Below are 18,658 nucleotides of genomic sequence, written 5' to 3' on the forward strand. Positions count from 1 at the left end.
TCCTTCAACCTCTCGCGACGCTGCGCATCGCGGCACGGCTGCCGCGATCGAGCTCGCGCAGCAGCTTGTAGACCTCGCGCTTGCGGGCGTGAAACGCGGCCATATCAGGCGCGGTCGGCTCGCTCTTGCGTCCCAGCGCCGACATTTTGGCCATGGTCTCACCGATCGAGGCATAGGCGCCACCGGCGACCGCCCCTAGCATCGCGGCGCCCAGCAGCACCGGCTCCTTCGTCTGCGGCAACGCGACCGTGAGACCGGTGGTATCCGCCATGATCTGCCGCACCAAAGGACTGCGGCTGGCACCGCCACCCATGATCATGATGCTGGAGCGGACCCCATGCGCGGCAAAAGCCTCGATGACCTCCGCAAGCCCGTAGGCAAGACCGCAGAGGCCGGCGACGAACAGCCGTTCCATCGCGGCGATGTCGGTGTCGAGATCAAGGCCCGCGATCACCGCGCGCGTGTCGGGATCGGCATAGGGCGAGCGGTTGCCAATGAATTCCGGCAGCACGTGGACGTCGCGCGCCAGCAGCGCGGCGCGGCTGGCACCGCCGGCGCGCGCGATGATGCGGCGCTCGAGGAAATCGATGAGATCGAGGCCTTCGCTGCGTGCCGCCGCGCTCGCCTCGCCATGGCCGGGATGCGACTTGAGGAGATGATCGATCGCAGCGCCCGCGGCGGACTGCCCGCCTTCATTGAGCCAGAACTCCGGCACCATGCCGGAATAATAGGGACCCCACACGCCCGGCACGAAGCACGGCTCCTTCGTCGTCGCCATGATGCAGGCCGACGTTCCCATGATGTAGGCGAGACGATCGCCGACATCGCTCGGGCCGCCTGCCCCGTCACGGCCGCCAATCGCACCGATACCGCCGGCATGGGCGTCGATCAGGGAGGCGCCGACCGGGGTGCCGGGAGGAAGGCCGAGCTCGAATGCTGCTGCCGGCGTGAGCCCGACGCCGAGGCGCGTACCGGGCGCAACGATTTCGGTGCCGATGCGCGCATATTTTTCGGCGACGAAGTCGGACAGGCCGATGCGCTTGAAGAACGGCGCGCTCCAGCCGCCGCCGTCATGGGCGAGATAGTTCCACTTGCAGGTGACGGTGCAGGTCGAGCGCTGCAGCGCGCCGGTCGCCCGCCAGGTCAGATAATCGGCCAGGTCGAAGAAGTGACCGGCGGCATCGAAACTCGCGCGCAGATGCCGCTTCAGCCATAGCAGCTTCGGCATCTCCATCTCCGGCGAGATCGAGCCGCCGACATAGCGCAGCACGGCATCCTCGGTCTCGTTGATCAGCCGCGCTTCGGCCGTGGCGCGATGGTCCATCCAGACGATGACGTTGCGCTGCGCCTCGCCGGAGGTGCTGACGGTGAGCGGCACGCCTTGCGGATCGAGCACCACGAGGGAACAGGTGGCGTCGAAACCGATGCCGCCGATGCTGCCCGGCGTAATCGCTGCTTCCGACATCGCCGCGCGCACCGATTTGGCGCAGGCCTGCCAGATGTCCTCCGACGACTGCTCGACGATGTCGCCGGCCTCGTGCCAGATCCTGATCGGATGCCGGGCCGTCGCGAGCAGCGTGCCGGCCTCGTCAAACACCCCTGCCCGCGTGCTCGTGGTCCCCACGTCGACGCCGATATACGCTCGCGGCATGGTCTCTCCCGGTCCGTCCGTTTTGACGGTGAGCCTACCAGCAAGTGTAGCCGCCATCCACCAGCACGATGCTGCCAGTCATCAGGCTCGCGGCCTCGGACGAGAGGAACAGCACGACGGAGGCGATCTCCTCGACCTGCCCCATGCGCGCCATCGGAGTTCCACCGATCCAGGCGTCATACATTTTCGGATTGCTCTTCACGAAGGCGTTGAGCGGCGTCTCGATATAGGTCGGCGCCACCGCGTTGACGCGGATGCCGCGCGCGCCCCATTCGGCGGCCAGCGACTTGGTCAGATGGTGCACGGCGGCCTTGGAGGCGTTGTAGAAGCACTGCTCCTGCGGTTTGTTGACGATGAAGCCGCTCATCGAGCCGACATTGACGATGGCGCCGCTTCCAGCCTTCAACATGTGCTTGCCGAACTCGCGGCAGCACCAGAAGGTGCCGTTGAGATTGACGTCGATGACGTTGAGCCAGTGCTCGTCGGTAACGGTCTCGGCCGGCGTCTCGCTCCGCGCGATGCCGGCATTGTTGACGAGGATGTCGACCTTGCCATGGCGGGCGACGAGATCATTTGCCACCTCCGCCACGCGTGTGGTGTTGGTGACGTCCATGATTGCGGTCTCGATGTCGTAGCCCTTCGCCCTCAGGCTGGCTTTGGCGCCGTCGGCGACCTTGCCGTCGCGGTCGCCGATGATGACCTTCGCGCCGGCCTCGGCCAGCGCCTCCGCGCAGGCGAGGCCGATGCCCTGGCCGCCGCCGGTGATGAACGCGGTCTTGCCGCTCAGCCTGAATTTTTCCAGATACATGGTCGTCTTTCCGTCTTCTTGCCGTTTCTTGTCAGCCCCGAAGAGCGTTGCCGCTCTCGTCGAAGCGGTGAATGCGTGCAGGGTCGGGCATCAGCGACACCCGGTCGCCGGCATGCAGGCTCAATTCGCCGATGTAGCGCGCCGTCAGCATGCCGAGCGCACCGGCGTCGACGTAGAGGAAGGTGTCACTGCCGAGATGCTCGGCCACCGCAATGGTGCCCTGCCAGCCGCCACCGCCGTCGCGCTCGATCTTCAGATGCTCCGGCCGGACGCCGATCGTCGCTGCCCCCTTCTGCAAAGCGGGCTCGCCGGTGACGAAATTCATCTTGGGCGAGCCGATGAAGCCGGCGACGAAGAGATTGGCGGGTCGCTCGTAAAGTTCCAGCGGCGAGCCATATTGCTCGATCTTGCCGCCGTTGAGCACGACGATCTTGTCTGCCATGGTCATGGCCTCGACCTGGTCGTGGGTGACGTAGATCGCGGTGGTGCCGAGCTGCTTCTGAAGTCGCGTCACCTCGATGCGCATCTGCACGCGCAGCGCGGCGTCGAGGTTGGAGAGCGGCTCGTCGAACAGGAATGCCTTGGGCTCGCGGACGATGGCGCGGCCGATCGCGACGCGCTGGCGCTGGCCGCCGGAGAGCTCGCGCGGCTTGCGGTCGAGGTAGGGCGTGAGATTCAGCGTCGCGGCGGCCGCCTCGACCTTGCGGTTGATCTCGTCCTTCGGCAAGCCCGCCATCTTGAGGCCGAAGCCGATATTGCCGCGCACGCTCATATGCGGATAGAGCGCGTAGGACTGGAACACCATCGACAGCCCGCGCTTGGCGGGCGGCGTATCGACGACGTTCTTGCCGTCGATCAGGATCTTGCCGCCGCTGACGTCCTCGAGCCCCGCGATCAGCCGCAGCAGCGTGGTCTTGCCGCAGCCGGAGGGACCGACGAACACCACGAAGGAGCCATCGGCGATCTCGAGGTCGGCGCCCTTGATGATGTGCACGGGGCCGAAGGATTTCTGCACGCCCTGAAGTGTGATCTGACCCATGATCCGGCAGCCCCCTATTTCACCGCGCCAAAGGTGAGCCCGCGCACGAGCTGCTTCTGGCTGAACCAACCCAGGACGAGAATGGGCGCGATCGCCAGCGTGGACGCCGCCGACAGTTTTGCCCAGAACAGCCCTTCGGGGCTCGAATAGGAGGCGATGAACGTGGTGAGCGGCGCAGCGCTCGAGGTGGACAGGTTCAGCGTCCAGAACGCCTCGTTCCAGGCCAGGATCAGATTGAGCAACAGCGTGGACGCCAGTCCCGGGATCGCCATCGGCGTCAGCACATAGACCAGCTCGCGGCCGATCGTGGCGCCGTCCATGCGCGCGGCCTCTAAGATGTCGCGCGGGATCTCCTTGAAATATGTGAAGAGCATCCAGATGACGATCGGCAGATTCCCGAGGCAGAGGATGAAGACGAGGCCGATGCGGGAATCGAGCAGCCCGAGGCTCTTGTAGATCAGGTAGATCGGCACCAACACGCCGACCGGCGGCATCATCTTGGTCGAGAGCATCCAGAGCAGGATGTCCTTGGTGCGCTTGGTTGGCGAGAACGCCATCGACCAGGCCGCCGGAATGGCGATCAGCAGCGCAATGAGCGTCGAGCCGCCGGCGATGATGATCGAGTTCATCGCGTGGTGCAGATAATCGCTGCGTTCCTGCACGGTCGCGTAGTTTTCGGTGGTCCAGTGGAAGAACAGGAAGGATGGCGGGATCGCGAAGGCCTCGAGCTCAGTCTTGAAGCTCGCCAGCCCCATCCACAGGATCGGAAAGAAGATCAGGAAGCCGAACAGCCAGGCCGCCGCCGTCGATATCATCACCCGCCGCGTCGTCGCCATCCGTGCCATGTCAGGCCTCCAGGTTGCGGCCGACGATGCGGACCAGGAAGAAGGCGACGATGTTGGCGATGACCACCGCGACGAGCCCGCCCGCCGAGGCGCTGCCGACGTCGAACTGGATCAGCGCCTGCGAATAGATCAGGAAGGCGATGTTGGTGGTTTGCAGGCCCGGCCCGCCGCCGGTGGTGACGAAGATCTCGGCGAACACCGTGAGCAGGAAGATGGTCTCGATCAGGATCACCACCGTGATGGGACGCGCGAGGTGCGGCAGCGTGATGTAGATGAAGGTCGAGACGGCGCTGGCGCCGTCCATCTCGGCGGCTTCCTTCTGCTCTTCGTCGAGCGATTGCAGCGCGGTGAGCAGGATCAGGGTCGCGAACGGCAGCCATTGCCAGGTCACGATCAAAATCACCGCAAACAGCGGCACGTCGTTGAACCAATCGATCGGCGTCAGGCCGAACAGCGAAGCGAGCCAGGCGAACAATCCCGACACCGGATGCATCAACAGGTTCTTCCAGACCAGCGCGCTCACCGTGGGCATCACGAAGAACGGCGCAATCACCATCAGCCGCACGAAATTGCGGCCGACCACGGGTTGGTCCATCAGCAGCGCCAGGGGAATGCCGAGCAGGATGGTCAGCGCCAGCACCGAGCCGACCAGCACCAGCGTGTTCTGAAGCGAGGCGAGGAAGGCAGGATCGGTGAGGAAGTAGCGGAAGTTTTCAAGGCCGACGAACGATTCCGAGCCGGGATCGAGCAGGCTGTAATGCAGCGTCGAGAAGTAGATCGTCAGCGCCAGCGGGACGATCATCCAGATGAACAGCAGTCCGACGGCCGGGGTCAGGAGCGACCGCGCAAGAAGCTGCGTCTGCCGGGTTGCCATTCTTGGCGCTCCGCTCGGAGGAAGAAGGGCGGCCATCCAGCAAGGATGGATGGCCGCAAGTTTGAGCTCAGGGAGAGCCCGGGTTCACTTGATGTAGCCGGCGCGCTTCATCTCGCGCTCGGTAGCGGACTGCGCAGCCGTGAGCGCCGCATCGACCGTCATCGATCCCGCAAGCGCCGCCGAGAACTGCTGGCCCACCTGCGTGCCGATGCCCTGGAATTCAGGGATGGCGGCGTATTGCACGCCGACGTAGGGAACGGGCTTCACCGTCGGCTTGTTGGGATCGGCGGCGTTGATCGAGGCCAGCGTCAGTTTCGCAAACGGCGCGACCTTCAGGTACTCATCGTTCTGGTAGAGCGAGGTACGCGTGCCCGGCGGCACGTTGGCCCAGCCCTCCTTCGAGGCCACCAGCTTGGTGTAGTCCTTGCTGGTGGCCCAGGCGATGAACTTCTCGGCTGCTTCCGTCTTCTTGGAGCCGGCAGGGATTGCGAGATTCCAGGCCCACAGCCAGTTGGCGTTCTTGCCGAGCCCGGTGTTGGGCGCGAGCGCGAAGCCGACCTTGTCGGCGACCTTGGACTCCTTGGGGTTGGTGACGAAGGACGCCGCGACCGTGGCGTCGATCCACATCGCGCATTTGCCGGCGTTGAATAGCGCCAGATTCTCGTTGAAGCCGTTGGAGCTGGCGCCGGGAGGCCCGGCTTCCTTCATCAGGTTGACGTAGGTGGTGAGTGTCGTCTTCCATTCCGGCGTGTTGAACTGCGGCTGCCACTTTTCGTCGAACCAGCGCGCGCCATAGGAATTGGCCATTGCCGAGAGGAACGCCATGTTCTCGCCCCAGCCTGCCTTGCCGCGCAGGCAGATGCCGTAGGTGCCGGCGCTCTTGTCGGTCAGCTTCTTGGCCGCATCGATCACGAAATCCCAGCTCGGCTTTTCCGGCATCTTCAGGCCGGCCTTCTCGAACAGATCGGTGCGGTACATCACCATCGAACTCTCGCCGTAGAACGGCGCGGCGTAGAGCTTGCCGTCGGCGGAGACCGCGTCCTTGATCTTGGGCAGGAGGTCGGCGACGTCGTAATCGGCGCCGAGGTTGGCGAGCGGTACCAGCCAGCCCTTCTTGGCCCAGATCGGCACCTCGTAGGTGCCGATGGTGAGGACATCGAACTGGCCACCCTTGGTGGCGATATCGGTGGTGACGCGCTGGCGCAGCACGTTCTCCTCCAGCGTCACCCATTTCACGGTGATGTCAGGGTTCTTCTTGGTGAACTCACCCGTCAGCCCCTGCATGCGGATCATGTCGCCATTGTTGACGGTGGCGATCGTCAGGGTCGTTTCGGCCATCGCCGGGACGGCCAGCAGCAGGCAAGACGCGCCGCAGACGGCGCCCAGGACATGTTTCACGGTGACCTCCCCTCAATTCGCGTTTTGGGCATATGCCCACGCGTTGGGCGTATGTTCAGCGCAAGGGCGGCACGTTGTCAAGCAGGCGCGTGGGCATTCCAGCAACTTGTGAGTGCTGCGGTGCGGGAAGGATGGGGAGGTTTTGCTTCACCCACGGCTGTCGTGCTCCGCGAACGCGGAGCATCCAGTGTGGTAGGCACGCGAAGCGTGAGCGCTTTACCGCTCCAGAATCGCTCTTGCCGTCGCCTCGTCCGTGATCAATCCGTTGATCAGCCCGCCGCTCAGCGCGGCTGCAATCGCCGCCACCTTGGCTGCGCCCACCGCCGCACCGATGGTCGTGGTCTTCGCCGGCACTTCCGGCGGAATGCTGGTGAGGCGCTTGTTGGTGCCGGCCTTGAGCAGGCGCCCCTTGGCGTCATAGGCCCAGCCGGTGATCTCGCCGATGGCGCCAAGCCGCATCATCTCGAACAATTCGTCGCGGGTGACGAAGCCGTCGACGTGCACCTGCGCCTTCTGATCCATCTGGCCGATGCCGACGAGGCGCAAGTCAGCCCTTGCCGCGACCGCCTTCACCTTCGCGATCGGCTCGATGCGCACCATCCTGTTGCGCTCGTCTTCCGACGACATCAGGAACGGCAGCGGCATCGGATAGTGCCGCGCGCCGGTGCGGTCGGCGAGCCGGCCGACGGTGTCGTAGAAGCTCGCCGAGCCGTCGGCGGAGATATTGCCGACCAGCGAGACGATCTGGTGATTGGGCCGCTCGATCGGCGTGACGCGCTCGACGGCGGCACGCACCGCCCGGCCCGTGCCGAGCGCGACGATCACGGGCGTCTCCGAACGCAGCGTGGAATCGAGCAAATTGGCGCAGCGCTCGGCGATTCCAGCCACCGCCTGCGGCGCGGCCGGATCGGCCGGCACCACCTCGCAATGAACGAGGTCGAACCGTTGCTTCAAGCGCGCCGCCAGCTCCATGCAGGCTGCGATGGGGTGCTCGAGCCGGAAGGTGATGAGCCGCTCGGCGAGGCACAACGAGACCAGCCGCTGCGCCGAAGCCCGCGACACCTGAAGCATCTTTGCGATCTCGTCCTGTGTGTGACCGGCAATGAAATAGAGCCAGCCGGCGCGCGCGGCGTCGTCGAGTCTCGACTTGTCGTTCTCGGCGGCCATGCGCGCTCACACCTCCCAGAGATCGCTCATATGTGTAAAGACCCGATCGGCCCCGGCGGCCGATAATATAGCCCGGCCATCGCGGCTGCGATAATGGCCGCCGCCGACAAATCCCCAGACGGTCATGCCGGCCGCCTTACCCGCCTGCACGCCGCTGACGCTATCCTCGATCACCAGCGTGCGCGATGGCGGCGTGCGCATGCTCTCGGCCGCATGAAGAAAGAGATCAGGCGCCGGCTTGCCGTGCCTGACCATCTGCGCGGTGTAGATCCGATCGCCGAAATATGCCCGAAGACTGGTGACGTCGAGCGAGAGCGAGACGCGGTCGAGATCGCTCGACGAGGCCACGCAGAACGGCACGGTCAGTCCGGAGATCGCCGCCTCCACCCCGGGAATCGGCGCGAGCGAGGCGGCAAAATTCTCCAGCACACGCGACTTCAGTCGGGGCGGGAAGGCGTCCGTCAGCGAGTGCCCGAGATCGCGATAATGCTGCTCGACGGCCTTGGTGCTGCGTCCGAGAAACAGCTCGAGCGCCTGCTCCTCGCTGAGCACGAGACCGAATTCCGCCAGGACCTCGGACAGGCAGCGGCAGCTCAAGAGTTCGCTGTCGACGAGCACACCATCACAGTCGAAGATGATCAGATCGGGATTTGGCCGGCCCTGCTCCATCCGGCCATTCGATCATATACCCAAGCCTTGAGCAATAGCCCAACGCCCAGTTGCATGAACCGCATCAGTGTGCCACCTGCCGGTAGATCGCCGGCAGTGCCGCGGGCAATCGTTTGATGTTGCCGACGATCGCATAGCCGCTGCGCCCGAACAGGGCCGGAAAATAGGATTGCGCCCCCGCGTCGATCGTTACGCCGAACACCGTGATCCCGAGCCGGCGCGCTTCCTGCACGGACTTTCTGGTGTCTTCGACCGCAAAGCGCCCTTCATAGTGGTCGACGTCGTTCGGTTTGCCGTCGGTGAGGACGAGCAGCAGCTTCTTGCGCTGCGGCTGGCGTGCAAGCTCGGCGGCGGCATGCCGTACCGCCGCACCGATCCGCGTGTAATAGCCGGGCTTGAGCGCGCCAATGCAGCGCTCGACCACGTCACTCATCGGCTCGCCGAACGCCTTAACCGTCTCGAGCCGCACCCAGGAGCGCCGGCGCGAGGTGAAGGTCAGGATGTTGTGGTGATCGCCGCAGGCGGATAGGCCGTGGGCAAGCACGAGCAGCGCCTCCTTCTCGACGTCGAGCACGCGGTAGCCATTGGCCCAGGCGTCCGTGGAGAGCGAGACGTCGACCAGCAGCGTGACAGCGAGATCGTGACCTTGCGGGCGCATCGCCAAATGGACGCGATCAAGACCGCTGCTGCTGCCGGCGCGGAGATCGCACCGCGCACGCACCAGCGCGTCTAGATCCAGATCATGCCCGTCGGCCTGAGCCCGCATCAACTCATGGCGCGGCCGCAGGACCTCGAAGCGGCGGCGCACCTGGCGGATGTGCCGGCGCATGGTCTCGTTGGGCGTCCAGCTTTCCCCATTCTCGGGGGCGGCAGATGCGAGTACGCGGCAATGATCCGGCAAATAGGAGCCGCTGCGATAATCCCACTCCGGATAGGTCAGGTCCGCAGTCAAGCGCGAGGCATCGAGGGCCTCCGGCGGGAGGTCGAGATCAAACTTGAACCGGCCCGCCGGCTTGCCGCTGCGGCGGCTGAGCGTTATCTCCTCGAGATCGTCCGCCGCCTTCTGCGCATCCTCCTCCTCACTGTCATCGGTGGGGCGGTCGACATTGACCATCTCGGCCATCGCGAGAATTTTCTCGAAGCGGTTGAGTACGAAGGGATCGCGGCGATTGGCGCCGTCCTCGCGCTCGCGCACGGCAAAGTGCTTGCGATTGTCCTCGCTCGCGGCCTCCGCACCATCGGCGCATTCATCCACGCCCGCATGCGCAGGCGACAGCTCGCGGGTCCAGCAATCGCCCCACAGCCGGCACGGAAGCATCGAGCGATAGCCAGGCGGCGCCTTGACCAGCAGCGGCTCCGTTCCCATCATCGCGGGCCACAGCTTGCCCGCAGGCGCCTTTCCGGTTCCGAGTAGCCCCAGCACGATCTGCTCGACCTCCTGCTCGATGCGCGGCAAGGGGCGACGCGGCCTGGCTTCGGCAGTTGCTGCGGCGAGTTGCGCATAGTCGTCGACGAGGCCGGGAAATTGCGCGAGCACGAAGACCGCCGTCTCGCTGGCCCGGCGCAACACCAGAAGATCCCGCCGCAGCGGATCGGATTCGGTGATGGTTTCGATCGGCGCGGCTGCGAACCATGTCGCGAGCCAGCGATAGAGCGCTGCATTCAGCGCGTTGTCGGGAAAGATCGCGATGCTTTCAGGAAGGAAGATGGAGGTGGCATCGCGGCCCGGCTGCTCCAGGCGCTCGTCACCGAGACCGATGCGTTGCCGCCAGCCGAGCCGATGCCCGGACTTGCGCGCGCCGGCACCGGCGATCTGCACACCCGCCTCACCGCCCAGCGCGCGGAACATCACCGCGAGCCTGTTTCTCATTTCCGCAAGCGAGACCGCATGCTCGGCATGAACCGGATAGCTGGCGGTGCCACCGACCATGCGGTGCCAGGCGCGGCCGACGGTCTCTTCCAGTTCGAGGAAATCGAGCATCGGAGCCGCCTCAGCCGATCACGGCACGCGCGACGTCCAGCAGCGCCGCCTTGACATCGGCATCGTCGGTCAGCGGCTCGATCATGCCAGCGAGCACGGCATCGGCCGTCGGCATGCCGGCCGCAATCAGGGTCGCGCAATAGACGACGAGCCGGGTCGAGACACCCTCCTCCAGGTCGTGGCCCTTCAGCGCGCGCAGCCGGCCAGCCAGCCCGACCAGCGGCCGCACGCGCTCCGGCGATAGTCCGCTCTCGGCGGCGACCACCGCAATCTCCTGCTCCGGCGGCAGGAAGCCGAACTCGATCGCGACAAAGCGCTGCCGCGTCGACGGCTTGAGCGCCTTGAGCAGCGTCTGATAGCCTGGATTGTAGGAGACGACGAGCATGAAGCTGTTCGGCGCAGCAAGCTGCTCGCCGGTACGCTCCAGAGGCAGGATGCGGCGATCGTCGGTCAGGGGATGCAGCACCACCGTTACGTCCTTGCGCGCCTCCACGACCTCGTCGAGATAGCAGATGCCGCCCTCGCGCACCGCCCGCGTCAACGGGCCATCGCTCCACACGGTATCGCCGCCCCTGAGCAGATAGCGGCCGGTGAGATCGGCCGCGGTGAGATCGTCGTGGCAGGCGACGGTGTGCAGCGGCAATCCCAGCCGCGCCGCCATATGCGTGACGAAGCGCGTCTTGCCGCAGCCGGTCGGCCCCTTCAGCAGCACCGGCAGCTGATTGCGCCAAGCGTGCTCGAACAGCGCGCATTCGTTGCCACTGGCAATATAGGCGGGCGGCTGAGGTTCGGGCTTCGCCACGGCGAGAAGTGCTGCATTCATGGTCTTTCTCCGGAATTCACATAGTGACGGCGGCCGCAGCGAGCCACGGCCGCCTTTGGGCGCTCACTCGGCCGGCTGCAACGCGCCGGGGATGACCGGCTGACGGGCGCGACCGGGCACAAGCACGGCCCACACGAACATCAGCGCGGAGATCGCGACGAACACGCCGGACCCCAGCCGGACCCAGTAAAACATCGCGAGTTGGTCCTGCACGTCCATGTAGCCCTGGCCGAGCACGCGCTGGAGATGGACCTGGACCACGCCGGCGAAGGTCAGCGCGAAGGTCATCACCATCATGGCGGTGCACATGATCCAGAAGCTCGCCATGGAGAGCCATTGATTGTAGGGCGCACGCCCTCTGATCTGTGGGATCGCATAGGCCATCACGGACAGGTTCAGCATCACATAGGCGCCGAAGAAGGCGAGATGGCCGTGCGCGGCGGTAACCTGGGTGCCGTGGGTGTAGTAGTTGACCGAGGACAGGGTGTGCAGGAAACCCCAGACACCGGCGCCGAGGAACGCCATGACCGAGCAGCCGACCGACCACAACAATGCAGCGCGGTTCGGGTGCTTGCGGCCGGCCTTCCAGGTCATCTGCACCGTGAAGATCACCATGGTGAAGAACGGCGCGACCTCGAGCGTGGAGAACAGCGAGCCGATCCACTGCCAGTAACCGGGCGCGCCGATCCAGTAGAAATGATGGCCGGTGCCGAGGATGCCGGAGAACAGCGCCAGCCCGATGATGACGTAGAGCCACTTCTCGACCACTTCGCGGTCGATGCCGTTGAGCTTGATCATGAGATAAGCGAGCACGGAGGCCATGATCAGCTCCCAGACGCCCTCGACCCAGAGATGAACAACATACCACCAGTACATCTTGTCGACCGCGAGATTTACCGGGTTGTAAAAGGCGAACAGGAAGAAGATCGCAACGCCCCACAGCCCGAATAGCAGGATGTTGGTGATCGTGGTCTTACGGCCCTTCAGCGCCGTCATGGTGACGTTGAACAGGAACATCAGGCAGACGACGACGATGCCGACCTTGATGATGAAGGGCTGTTCGAGGAATTCGCGGCCCTCGTGGTATTGGAAGAGATAACCGACCACAGCTACACCCGCAGCACCGAAAAACATCCAGAACTGGATCTTGGCCAGCAGCGGGCTGTAGAGCTCTGTCTCGGTTTCCTCGGGCAGCAGGAAGTAGGTCGCGCCCATGAAGCCGATCAACGACCACACGATCAGCGCGTTGGTGTGGATCATCCTGACGACGTTGAACGGCAGCAGGGTCGACAGCGTGTTGGGCAGGACGTAGATCGTTCCAGCGACGAGGCCGAATAGGACCTGCGCCACGAACAGGGTCAGCGCGCCGTAGAAATACAGCATCGCGACTTTCTGGGTCTGATATTTCATCTCAGGCTCTCTGTCTTGAGGGATTTCAGGAAGCGATGCGCTCAGCCCGCCTTGTTCGGCGGCCACTCTTGGCGCTTGATCTTGCTGGTCCATTGCAGGAAGTCGGCGAGATCATCGAGCTCCTGGTCGGTGAGGTTGAATTGAGGCATCTGCCGGCGGCCCGGTGCGCCCGAAGGCTGCGACTGCATCCAGGCCTTCAATGTCTCGCGCGCGGCGGCCGGATCCTCGTTGCCACCCCAGCGATCCCAGACATTGCCGACTTCAGGCGCAAAGTAGGCGCCCTCGCCCAGCAGGGTATGACAGTTGATGCAAGAATTCTTCTCCCAGACGTGCTTGCCGCGGGCAACCGAAGACGTCAGCGTGGCTGCGTCGGTCGATGTCGTGGCCATGTAGTAATGGCTGTGCGCCGTTAGCCCTATGAAGATGGCGAAGAAAAAGGCCGAGCCGCCGTAGAAGACGTTTCGAGCGGCCGACTTGGTCAGGCGTTCAGCCATTGCCAATCCTTTCCGGTTGATTCCTGCGAAATTGCGATGGTGTGATTTATTGCCGCTTTGCCCGGCCCGTTCTTTGTCAGGGCGCAATGAGCGCGTCAGATCAGGGCGACGAGCGCCGAGGCGAGCCAGGCAAGCAGCAGCACGATGAGGATCCAGCTCGCGACGAGACCACGCCAGAGTGCGAGGACGGCGCGAAGATCCATGAAGTCGAGCGCGATGCGATGCCCCTTGAGCGCGGCGAAGGCAAGCAGCAGAGCGTTGCCGAGCAGCGTCCGTGGTATCAGCGGCGGCAGCAGGACGGTCGCAAGCGCAAGGCCGATCAAGGCGATCCAGGTGACGTCGACACGATCTGGCATCGTCATTTCACCAGATACAGGATCGGGAACATCACGATCCAGACCAGATCGACCATGTGCCAGAAGGCCGTTCCCGTCTCGACGCCTGATATCCCGGCTCGGCGGCAGACCACGGCGAGAATGATGATGCCGAGGCCAACGTGCAGGAGATGAAAGCCGGTCAGCAGGAAGTAGAGCGTGAAGAAGGGATTGGTCTCAAGCCCGACCCCGCGCCCGGTTTCTTCGGCGTACTCTGCGAGCTTGATCGCGATGAAAAGGCAGCCGAGCGCCATGGCGCCGAGAAGCCAGTATCGTGTCGTTGCCCGTTGTCCATTCCGCACGGCCTTGGTCGCCCGGGCCGCCGCCCAGCCGCTGGTCACCAGCACGACGGTATTGAGGCCGGCGAGATGCGAATCGAGCGTGGCCTGCCCGGCCGCGAACATCGCGGGGTGAATCGCGCGGGCGACAGAGAAGGCGCCGAGGAGCAGGCCGAAGGCGACGAGTTCGCTGAAGATCAGCACCCAGATCATGGGATCGCCGGGGAGATCCTGCAGGATTCCCCAGCCTGTTTCCTGCTGTTCGCACTCGGCCGTCGACATCGTCTTTCCGGATCAGGACACCGGTCAGACTTAGCTCGGCCACCCGGTTCCGAATTTGTTGCCGGACAAACTGGAGGACTGCAGGGCTCCTGTTTGCGCCGACACAACGTTCAGCCAGCCGTTTCGCGGTACGAACCGGCTCAGAGCTTCACGGAGCGCCGGACGATCCCATGAGCGATGCACAGATCGGGCTGATGACCGCAACACCCATCATCATTGCCTTCGCCATCGCGCTCAGGCGCATGGGCGTGCTGTCGACGGTGGGAACCGTATCGGCGGTGGGGCTCTCGATCGGGATCGCGACCGTGCTGTTCACGACGCAATCACCGCTGCCGTAGTGCTTAGGACCGTAGCCCGGATGCAGCGCAGCGCAATCCGGGAAATCTCACCAAGCGCAGAGACCCGGATTACGCTGCGCTGCATCCGGGCTACGAAGCGCTACCGCCGCTGATTGTACACGTCGATGCACACCGCGCCCAGCAGCACCAGGCCCTTGATGACCTGCTGATAGTCGATGCCGATGCCGAGGATGGACATGCCGTTGTTCATCACGCCCATGATCATGGCGCCGACCACGGCACCGCCGACTCGCCCGACACCGCCATAGGCCGAGGCGCCGCCGATGAAGCAGGCGGCAATGACGTCGAGCTCGAAGCCGAGGCCGGCCTTCGGAGTCGCCGTGTTGAGCCGCGCGGCGAAGACGAGGCCGGCAAGCGCGGCGAGCACGCCCATGTTGACGAAGGTGAGGAAGGTCAGGCGCTCCGTCTTGATGCCCGACAGGCTCGCCGCCTTGGCGTTGCCGCCGACGGCGTAGATCTGCCGGCCAATCACGGTGCGGCGGGTGACGAAGCCGTAGAGCGCGATCAGCGCGGTCATGATCACCAGCACGTTCGGCAGGCCGCGATGCGAGGCGATCAGATAGGTGAAATACAGCACGGCGCAGGCGAGCAAGATGCTCTTGCCGAGGAAGAACGCATAGGGTTCGACCTCGATGCCGTGCGACTGCTCGCGCGACCTTCCCTTGGCGCTGGCATAGACGAGCCCGAGCGCGAGAACGGCGCCGATCAGCATCGAGGTCGGATGCAGCGTGCCGGCCTCGGGCAGCAGTTCCGGAATGAAACCCGAGGACAGCTTCTGGAAGGTGGCCGGGAACGGCCCGAGCGACTGGCCCTGCAACACCGCGAGCGCTAGGCCCTTGAACACCAGCATGCCCGCCAACGTCACGATGAAGGAGGGGATCTTGAAATAGGCCACCCAATAGCCCTGCGCCGCACCGATCGCGCCACCGAGCGCGAGGCAAGCGATGAAGGCGAGCGTATAATCGACCTTGTAGGTCACCATCAGCAAGGCCGCCACGGCGCCGATGAAGCCTGCGACCGAGCCGACCGAAAGGTCGATATGGCCAGTGACGATGACCAGCAGCATGCCCAGCGCCATGATGACGATGTAGCTGTTCTGCAGCACCAAGTTGGTGAGGTTGAGCGGCTGCAGCAGCGTGCCGCCGGTCACGACCTGGAAGAACAGCATAATTGCAACCAGCGACATCAACATGCCGTAATTGCGCAAATTGTTCTTGATGAAGCTGCCGTGCCGGCGCTCCTCGGGCAGCGAAACCGTCTTGTCGGTCATAGCTGCGATCCTCCCATCTCCGCGGCCGCGGGCGCGGCGTTCCCAATGCTTCGTTCGTTGCGCATGATGGCGCGCATGATCTTTTCCTGTGTCGCCTCTGAGCCCTTGAACTCGCCGACGAAGGCGCCGTCGTTCATGACGCAGATGCGATCGCAGATGCCGAGCAGCTCGGGCATCTCCGAGGAGATCACCACGACGCCGCGGCCGGCTTCCGCAAGCTCGTTGATGATACAGTAAATCTCATATTTGGCACCGACGTCGATACCCCTGGTCGGCTCGTCCAGGATCAGGACCTTCGGGTCGGTCATCAGCCATTTCGACAGCACGACCTTTTGCTGGTTGCCGCCGGAGAGCTGGCCGGTCTCCTGGTAGACGTCGGAGCAGCGGATGCGCATGCGGTTGCGGTAGTCGCTGGCGACCTTGAGCTCGGCGATGTCGTCGATCACCCTGCCAGGTGCAACCTGGTCGAGGCTCGCCAGCGTAATGTTCTTGCGGACGTCGTCGGCAAGGATCAGGCCGAGCTGCTTGCGGTCCTCGGTGACGTAGGCTAGGCCGGCGTCGATCGCGGCGGCGACGCTCGGCAGCGCGATCTCACGGCCTTCGAGCCGGATAGTGCCGCTGATATTGGTGCCCCAGGAGCGGCCGAACAGGCTCATGGCGAACTCGGTGCGCCCTGCCCCCATAAGCCCGGCAATGCCCACGACCTCGCCGCGCTTGACACCGAAACTGACGTTCTTGATCACCTGCCGCTCGGGATGGATGGGGTGATAGACCGACCAGTTCTCGACGTCGAGCACGGGCTCGCCGATCTTCACGTTGCGCTCCGGGAAGCGGTGCGCCATATCGCGGTTGACCATGCTGCGGATGATGCGGTCTTCCTGGATCGGCTCGGCATGGCAGTCGATGCTGTCCACCGTGCGGCCATCGCGCAGCACGGTGATGTGGTCGGCGACCTTGGCGACCTCGTTCAGCTTGTGTGAGATCAGGATCGAGCCGATGCCCTGCTCGCGGAAGGTCATCAGGCGTTCGAGCAGCGCGGCGCTGTCGGCCTCGTTAAGGCTCGCGGTCGGCTCGTCCAGGATCAGCATCCGCACCCGCTTGGACAGCGCCTTGGCGATCTCGACGAGCTGCTGCTTGCCGACGCCGAGATCGGTGATCAGCGTATCCGGCGATTCCTTCAGGCCGACCTGCGCCAGCAGCTCGCGCGTGCGCCGGTAGACCTCGTCGCGGTCGATCACCCCCAACTTCGACGGCGGATGCGACAGGAAGATGTTCTCCGCGATCGACATCAGCGGGATCAGCGCCAGCTCCTGATGGATGATGATGATGCCCAGCGCCTCGGAATCATTGATGTCGCGGAAGCGGCGCTCCTCGCCCTCGAAGACGATGGTGCCCTCGTAGCTGCCGTGCGGATAGACCCCGCTCAGCACCTTCATCAGCGTCGACTTGCCGGCGCCGTTCTCGCCGACGAGCGCATGGATCTGCCCGGCGCGAACCGAGAAGTTGACGTCGCGCAATGCCTGCACGCCGGCAAAGCTCTTGCTGACGTTGCGCATCTCCAGCATGGCGGTCATGGCTTTGGTGTCCCTTGCGTTACTTCGTCTCTCCCCGCGTGCGGGGAGAGGTTGACTGATATCGCTGCATCCACATCGTCATTGCGAGCGCAGCGAAGCAATCCAGACAATTTCCGCGGTGGCAGACTGGATTGCTTCGCTGCGCTCGCAATGACGGAGTGCATACCAACCACTGCCCGTATGGAAAGAGGCCCCTCACCCTAACCCTCTCCCCGCAAGCGTGGAGAGGGGAAAAAGAGAGAGTCTTACTGGAACTGCGACTTCTTGTAGTAGCCGCTGTCGACCAGGGTCTTCTCCCAATTGTCCTTGTAGACCACAACCGGCTTCAGCAGATAGGACGGCACGGTCTTGACACCGTTCTCGTAGGTCTTGGTGTCGTTGACGGTGACCTGCTTGCCGGCGAGCGCGGCGTCGACCATGTCAGCGGTCACCTTGGCGAGGTCGCGGGTGTCCTTGAAGATGGTCGAGTACTGGTCGCCGCGCAGCATGGCCTTGATCGAGGGCACTTCGGCATCCTGGCCCGAGATGATGGGCATCGGCTGGCCGGCACTCCCGTAGCCGACGCCCTTCAGCGAGGAGATGATGCCGATCGAGAGGCCGTCATAGGGCGACAGCACGGCGTTGACCTTCTTGTTGCCGTAGTAGGCGCTGAGCAGGTTGTCCATGCGGGCCTGCGCCGTGGCGCCGTCCCAGCGCAGGGTCGCGACCTTATCCATGCCCATCTGGCCGGACACGACGACGAGCTTGCCGCTGTCGATATACGGCTTCAGCACGCTCATGGCGCCGTTGTAGAAGAAGTAGGCATTGTTGTCGTCGGGCGAGCCGCCGAACAGCTCGATGTTGAAGGGGCCCTTGCCGTCCTTCAGGCCGAGACCTTGCACGATCGACTCCGCCTGGAGCACGCCGACCTGGAAGTTGTCGAAGGTCGCGTAATAGTCGACGTTCGGCGTGCCGCGGATCAGGCGGTCATAGGCGATCACGGTGATGCCTTTTGCTTTCGCCTGCTTGAGCACGTCGGACAAGGTGGTACCGTCGATCGCGGCGATCACCAGCGCCTTGGCGCCCTTGGTCACCATGTTCTCGACCTGGGAGAGCTGGTTCGGGATGTCGTCCTCGGCATATTGCAGGTCGGTGTTGTAGCCGCGCTCCTTCAGCACCTTGACCATGTTATTGCCGTCGTCGATCCAGCGCGCCGAGGACTTCGTCGGCATGGCGATGCCGACCGTCGCCTTCTGGGCGAAGGCAGCGACGCCTGTGGCCATCGTGGCGGCACTGGCCAACGCCAGCGCGAGAAATGTTGTCTTCAGTTTCAGCATGTTTCACTCCCTTTGGGTGTCAGACTTTCTTCGTGGTGTCGAGAAC

General features: G+C 64.3%; 18 protein-coding genes. 1 reads left to right on the forward strand and 17 read right to left on the reverse strand.

Annotation, left to right across the window (positions count from 1 at the left end; translation table 11 throughout):
- Nucleotides 1-4: 4 nt before the first annotated feature.
- From I6F21_RS11205 to I6F21_RS11270, 14 genes are all read right to left on the reverse strand, one after another.
- On the reverse strand, nucleotides 5-1,651 hold the full coding sequence (locus I6F21_RS11205) for an FGGY-family carbohydrate kinase (protein WP_225141350.1): 1,647 nt from the start codon (nucleotides 1,649-1,651) through the stop codon (nucleotides 5-7).
- Between the two features lie 34 nt (nucleotides 1,652-1,685).
- On the reverse strand, nucleotides 1,686-2,459 hold the full coding sequence (locus tag I6F21_RS11210) for an SDR family oxidoreductase (RefSeq protein ID WP_036023419.1): 774 nt from the start codon (nucleotides 2,457-2,459) through the stop codon (nucleotides 1,686-1,688).
- A 31-nt stretch (nucleotides 2,460-2,490) separates the two neighbouring features.
- Nucleotides 2,491-3,498, reverse strand: coding sequence for an ABC transporter ATP-binding protein (locus tag I6F21_RS11215; protein WP_036005503.1), 1,008 nt, complete (start codon nucleotides 3,496-3,498; stop codon nucleotides 2,491-2,493).
- A 14-nt stretch (nucleotides 3,499-3,512) separates the two neighbouring features.
- On the reverse strand, nucleotides 3,513-4,343 hold the full coding sequence (locus I6F21_RS11220; RefSeq protein WP_036005504.1) for a carbohydrate ABC transporter permease: 831 nt from the start codon (nucleotides 4,341-4,343) through the stop codon (nucleotides 3,513-3,515).
- A gap of 1 nt (nucleotide 4,344) precedes the next feature.
- Complete coding sequence (locus I6F21_RS11225) at nucleotides 4,345-5,217, reverse strand: sugar ABC transporter permease (RefSeq protein ID WP_225141348.1); 873 nt, start codon at nucleotides 5,215-5,217, stop codon at nucleotides 4,345-4,347.
- An 84-nt stretch (nucleotides 5,218-5,301) separates the two neighbouring features.
- Nucleotides 5,302-6,615 carry a sugar ABC transporter substrate-binding protein gene (locus I6F21_RS11230; protein ID WP_225141346.1) on the reverse strand — a complete coding sequence of 438 codons (1,314 nt, stop codon included), beginning with the start codon at nucleotides 6,613-6,615 and terminating at the stop codon, nucleotides 5,302-5,304.
- A gap of 216 nt (nucleotides 6,616-6,831) precedes the next feature.
- The gene (locus tag I6F21_RS11235; RefSeq protein ID WP_057030032.1) at nucleotides 6,832-7,782 is read right to left on the reverse strand and encodes a sugar-binding domain-containing protein; all 951 of its coding nucleotides are present in this window, start codon (nucleotides 7,780-7,782) and stop codon (nucleotides 6,832-6,834) included.
- A gap of 6 nt (nucleotides 7,783-7,788) precedes the next feature.
- On the reverse strand, nucleotides 7,789-8,451 hold the full coding sequence (locus I6F21_RS11240) for an HAD family hydrolase (RefSeq protein WP_225111795.1): 663 nt from the start codon (nucleotides 8,449-8,451) through the stop codon (nucleotides 7,789-7,791).
- A gap of 64 nt (nucleotides 8,452-8,515) precedes the next feature.
- Nucleotides 8,516-10,432, reverse strand: a complete 1,917-nt coding sequence (locus tag I6F21_RS11245; RefSeq protein WP_225141344.1) for a VWA domain-containing protein — start codon at nucleotides 10,430-10,432, stop codon at nucleotides 8,516-8,518.
- Between the two features lie 10 nt (nucleotides 10,433-10,442).
- Entirely contained in the window at nucleotides 10,443-11,255 is an 813-nt protein-coding gene (locus tag I6F21_RS11250; protein ID WP_225133530.1) for a CbbQ/NirQ/NorQ/GpvN family protein, read from the reverse strand.
- 63 nt (nucleotides 11,256-11,318) lie between these two features.
- The gene (locus I6F21_RS11255) at nucleotides 11,319-12,665 is read right to left on the reverse strand and encodes a cbb3-type cytochrome c oxidase subunit I (RefSeq protein WP_036023400.1); all 1,347 of its coding nucleotides are present in this window, start codon (nucleotides 12,663-12,665) and stop codon (nucleotides 11,319-11,321) included.
- 41 nt (nucleotides 12,666-12,706) lie between these two features.
- On the reverse strand, nucleotides 12,707-13,159 hold the full coding sequence (locus I6F21_RS11260) for a cytochrome c (protein ID WP_036005521.1): 453 nt from the start codon (nucleotides 13,157-13,159) through the stop codon (nucleotides 12,707-12,709).
- Between the two features lie 95 nt (nucleotides 13,160-13,254).
- Entirely contained in the window at nucleotides 13,255-13,515 is a 261-nt protein-coding gene (locus tag I6F21_RS11265) for a cytochrome C oxidase subunit IV family protein (RefSeq protein WP_225141342.1), read from the reverse strand.
- 2 nt (nucleotides 13,516-13,517) lie between these two features.
- Complete coding sequence (locus I6F21_RS11270) at nucleotides 13,518-14,093, reverse strand: cytochrome c oxidase subunit 3 family protein (protein ID WP_225111792.1); 576 nt, start codon at nucleotides 14,091-14,093, stop codon at nucleotides 13,518-13,520.
- A 170-nt stretch (nucleotides 14,094-14,263) separates the two neighbouring features.
- Here I6F21_RS11270 and I6F21_RS11275 point away from each other — a divergent pair, with 170 nt between their 5' ends.
- Nucleotides 14,264-14,431, forward strand: a complete 168-nt coding sequence (locus tag I6F21_RS11275) for a hypothetical protein (RefSeq protein WP_085974376.1) — start codon at nucleotides 14,264-14,266, stop codon at nucleotides 14,429-14,431.
- 100 nt (nucleotides 14,432-14,531) lie between these two features.
- Here the strand turns inward: I6F21_RS11275 and mmsB are convergent, their stop codons facing one another.
- The 3 genes from mmsB to chvE all read right to left on the reverse strand — a co-directional run bounded on the left by mmsB (nucleotide 14,532) and on the right by chvE (nucleotide 18,612).
- Nucleotides 14,532-15,722: a multiple monosaccharide ABC transporter permease gene (gene mmsB, locus I6F21_RS11280; RefSeq protein ID WP_036005525.1), complete on the reverse strand. Its 1,191-nt coding sequence runs from the start codon at nucleotides 15,720-15,722 to the stop codon at nucleotides 14,532-14,534.
- Nucleotides 15,719-17,296, reverse strand: a complete 1,578-nt coding sequence (gene mmsA, locus I6F21_RS11285) for a multiple monosaccharide ABC transporter ATP-binding protein (RefSeq protein ID WP_225141340.1) — start codon at nucleotides 17,294-17,296, stop codon at nucleotides 15,719-15,721. Before mmsA ends, mmsB begins: the two co-directional genes overlap by 4 nt.
- Nucleotides 17,297-17,541: 245 nt before the next feature.
- Nucleotides 17,542-18,612 carry a multiple monosaccharide ABC transporter substrate-binding protein gene (gene chvE, locus I6F21_RS11290; RefSeq protein WP_036005529.1) on the reverse strand — a complete coding sequence of 357 codons (1,071 nt, stop codon included), beginning with the start codon at nucleotides 18,610-18,612 and terminating at the stop codon, nucleotides 17,542-17,544.
- Nucleotides 18,613-18,658 lie beyond the last annotated feature (46 nt).

The sequence above is a fragment of the Bradyrhizobium sp. NBAIM03 genome (assembly GCF_020194055.1).
Classification (GTDB): Bacteria; Pseudomonadota; Alphaproteobacteria; order Rhizobiales; family Xanthobacteraceae; genus Bradyrhizobium; species Bradyrhizobium yuanmingense.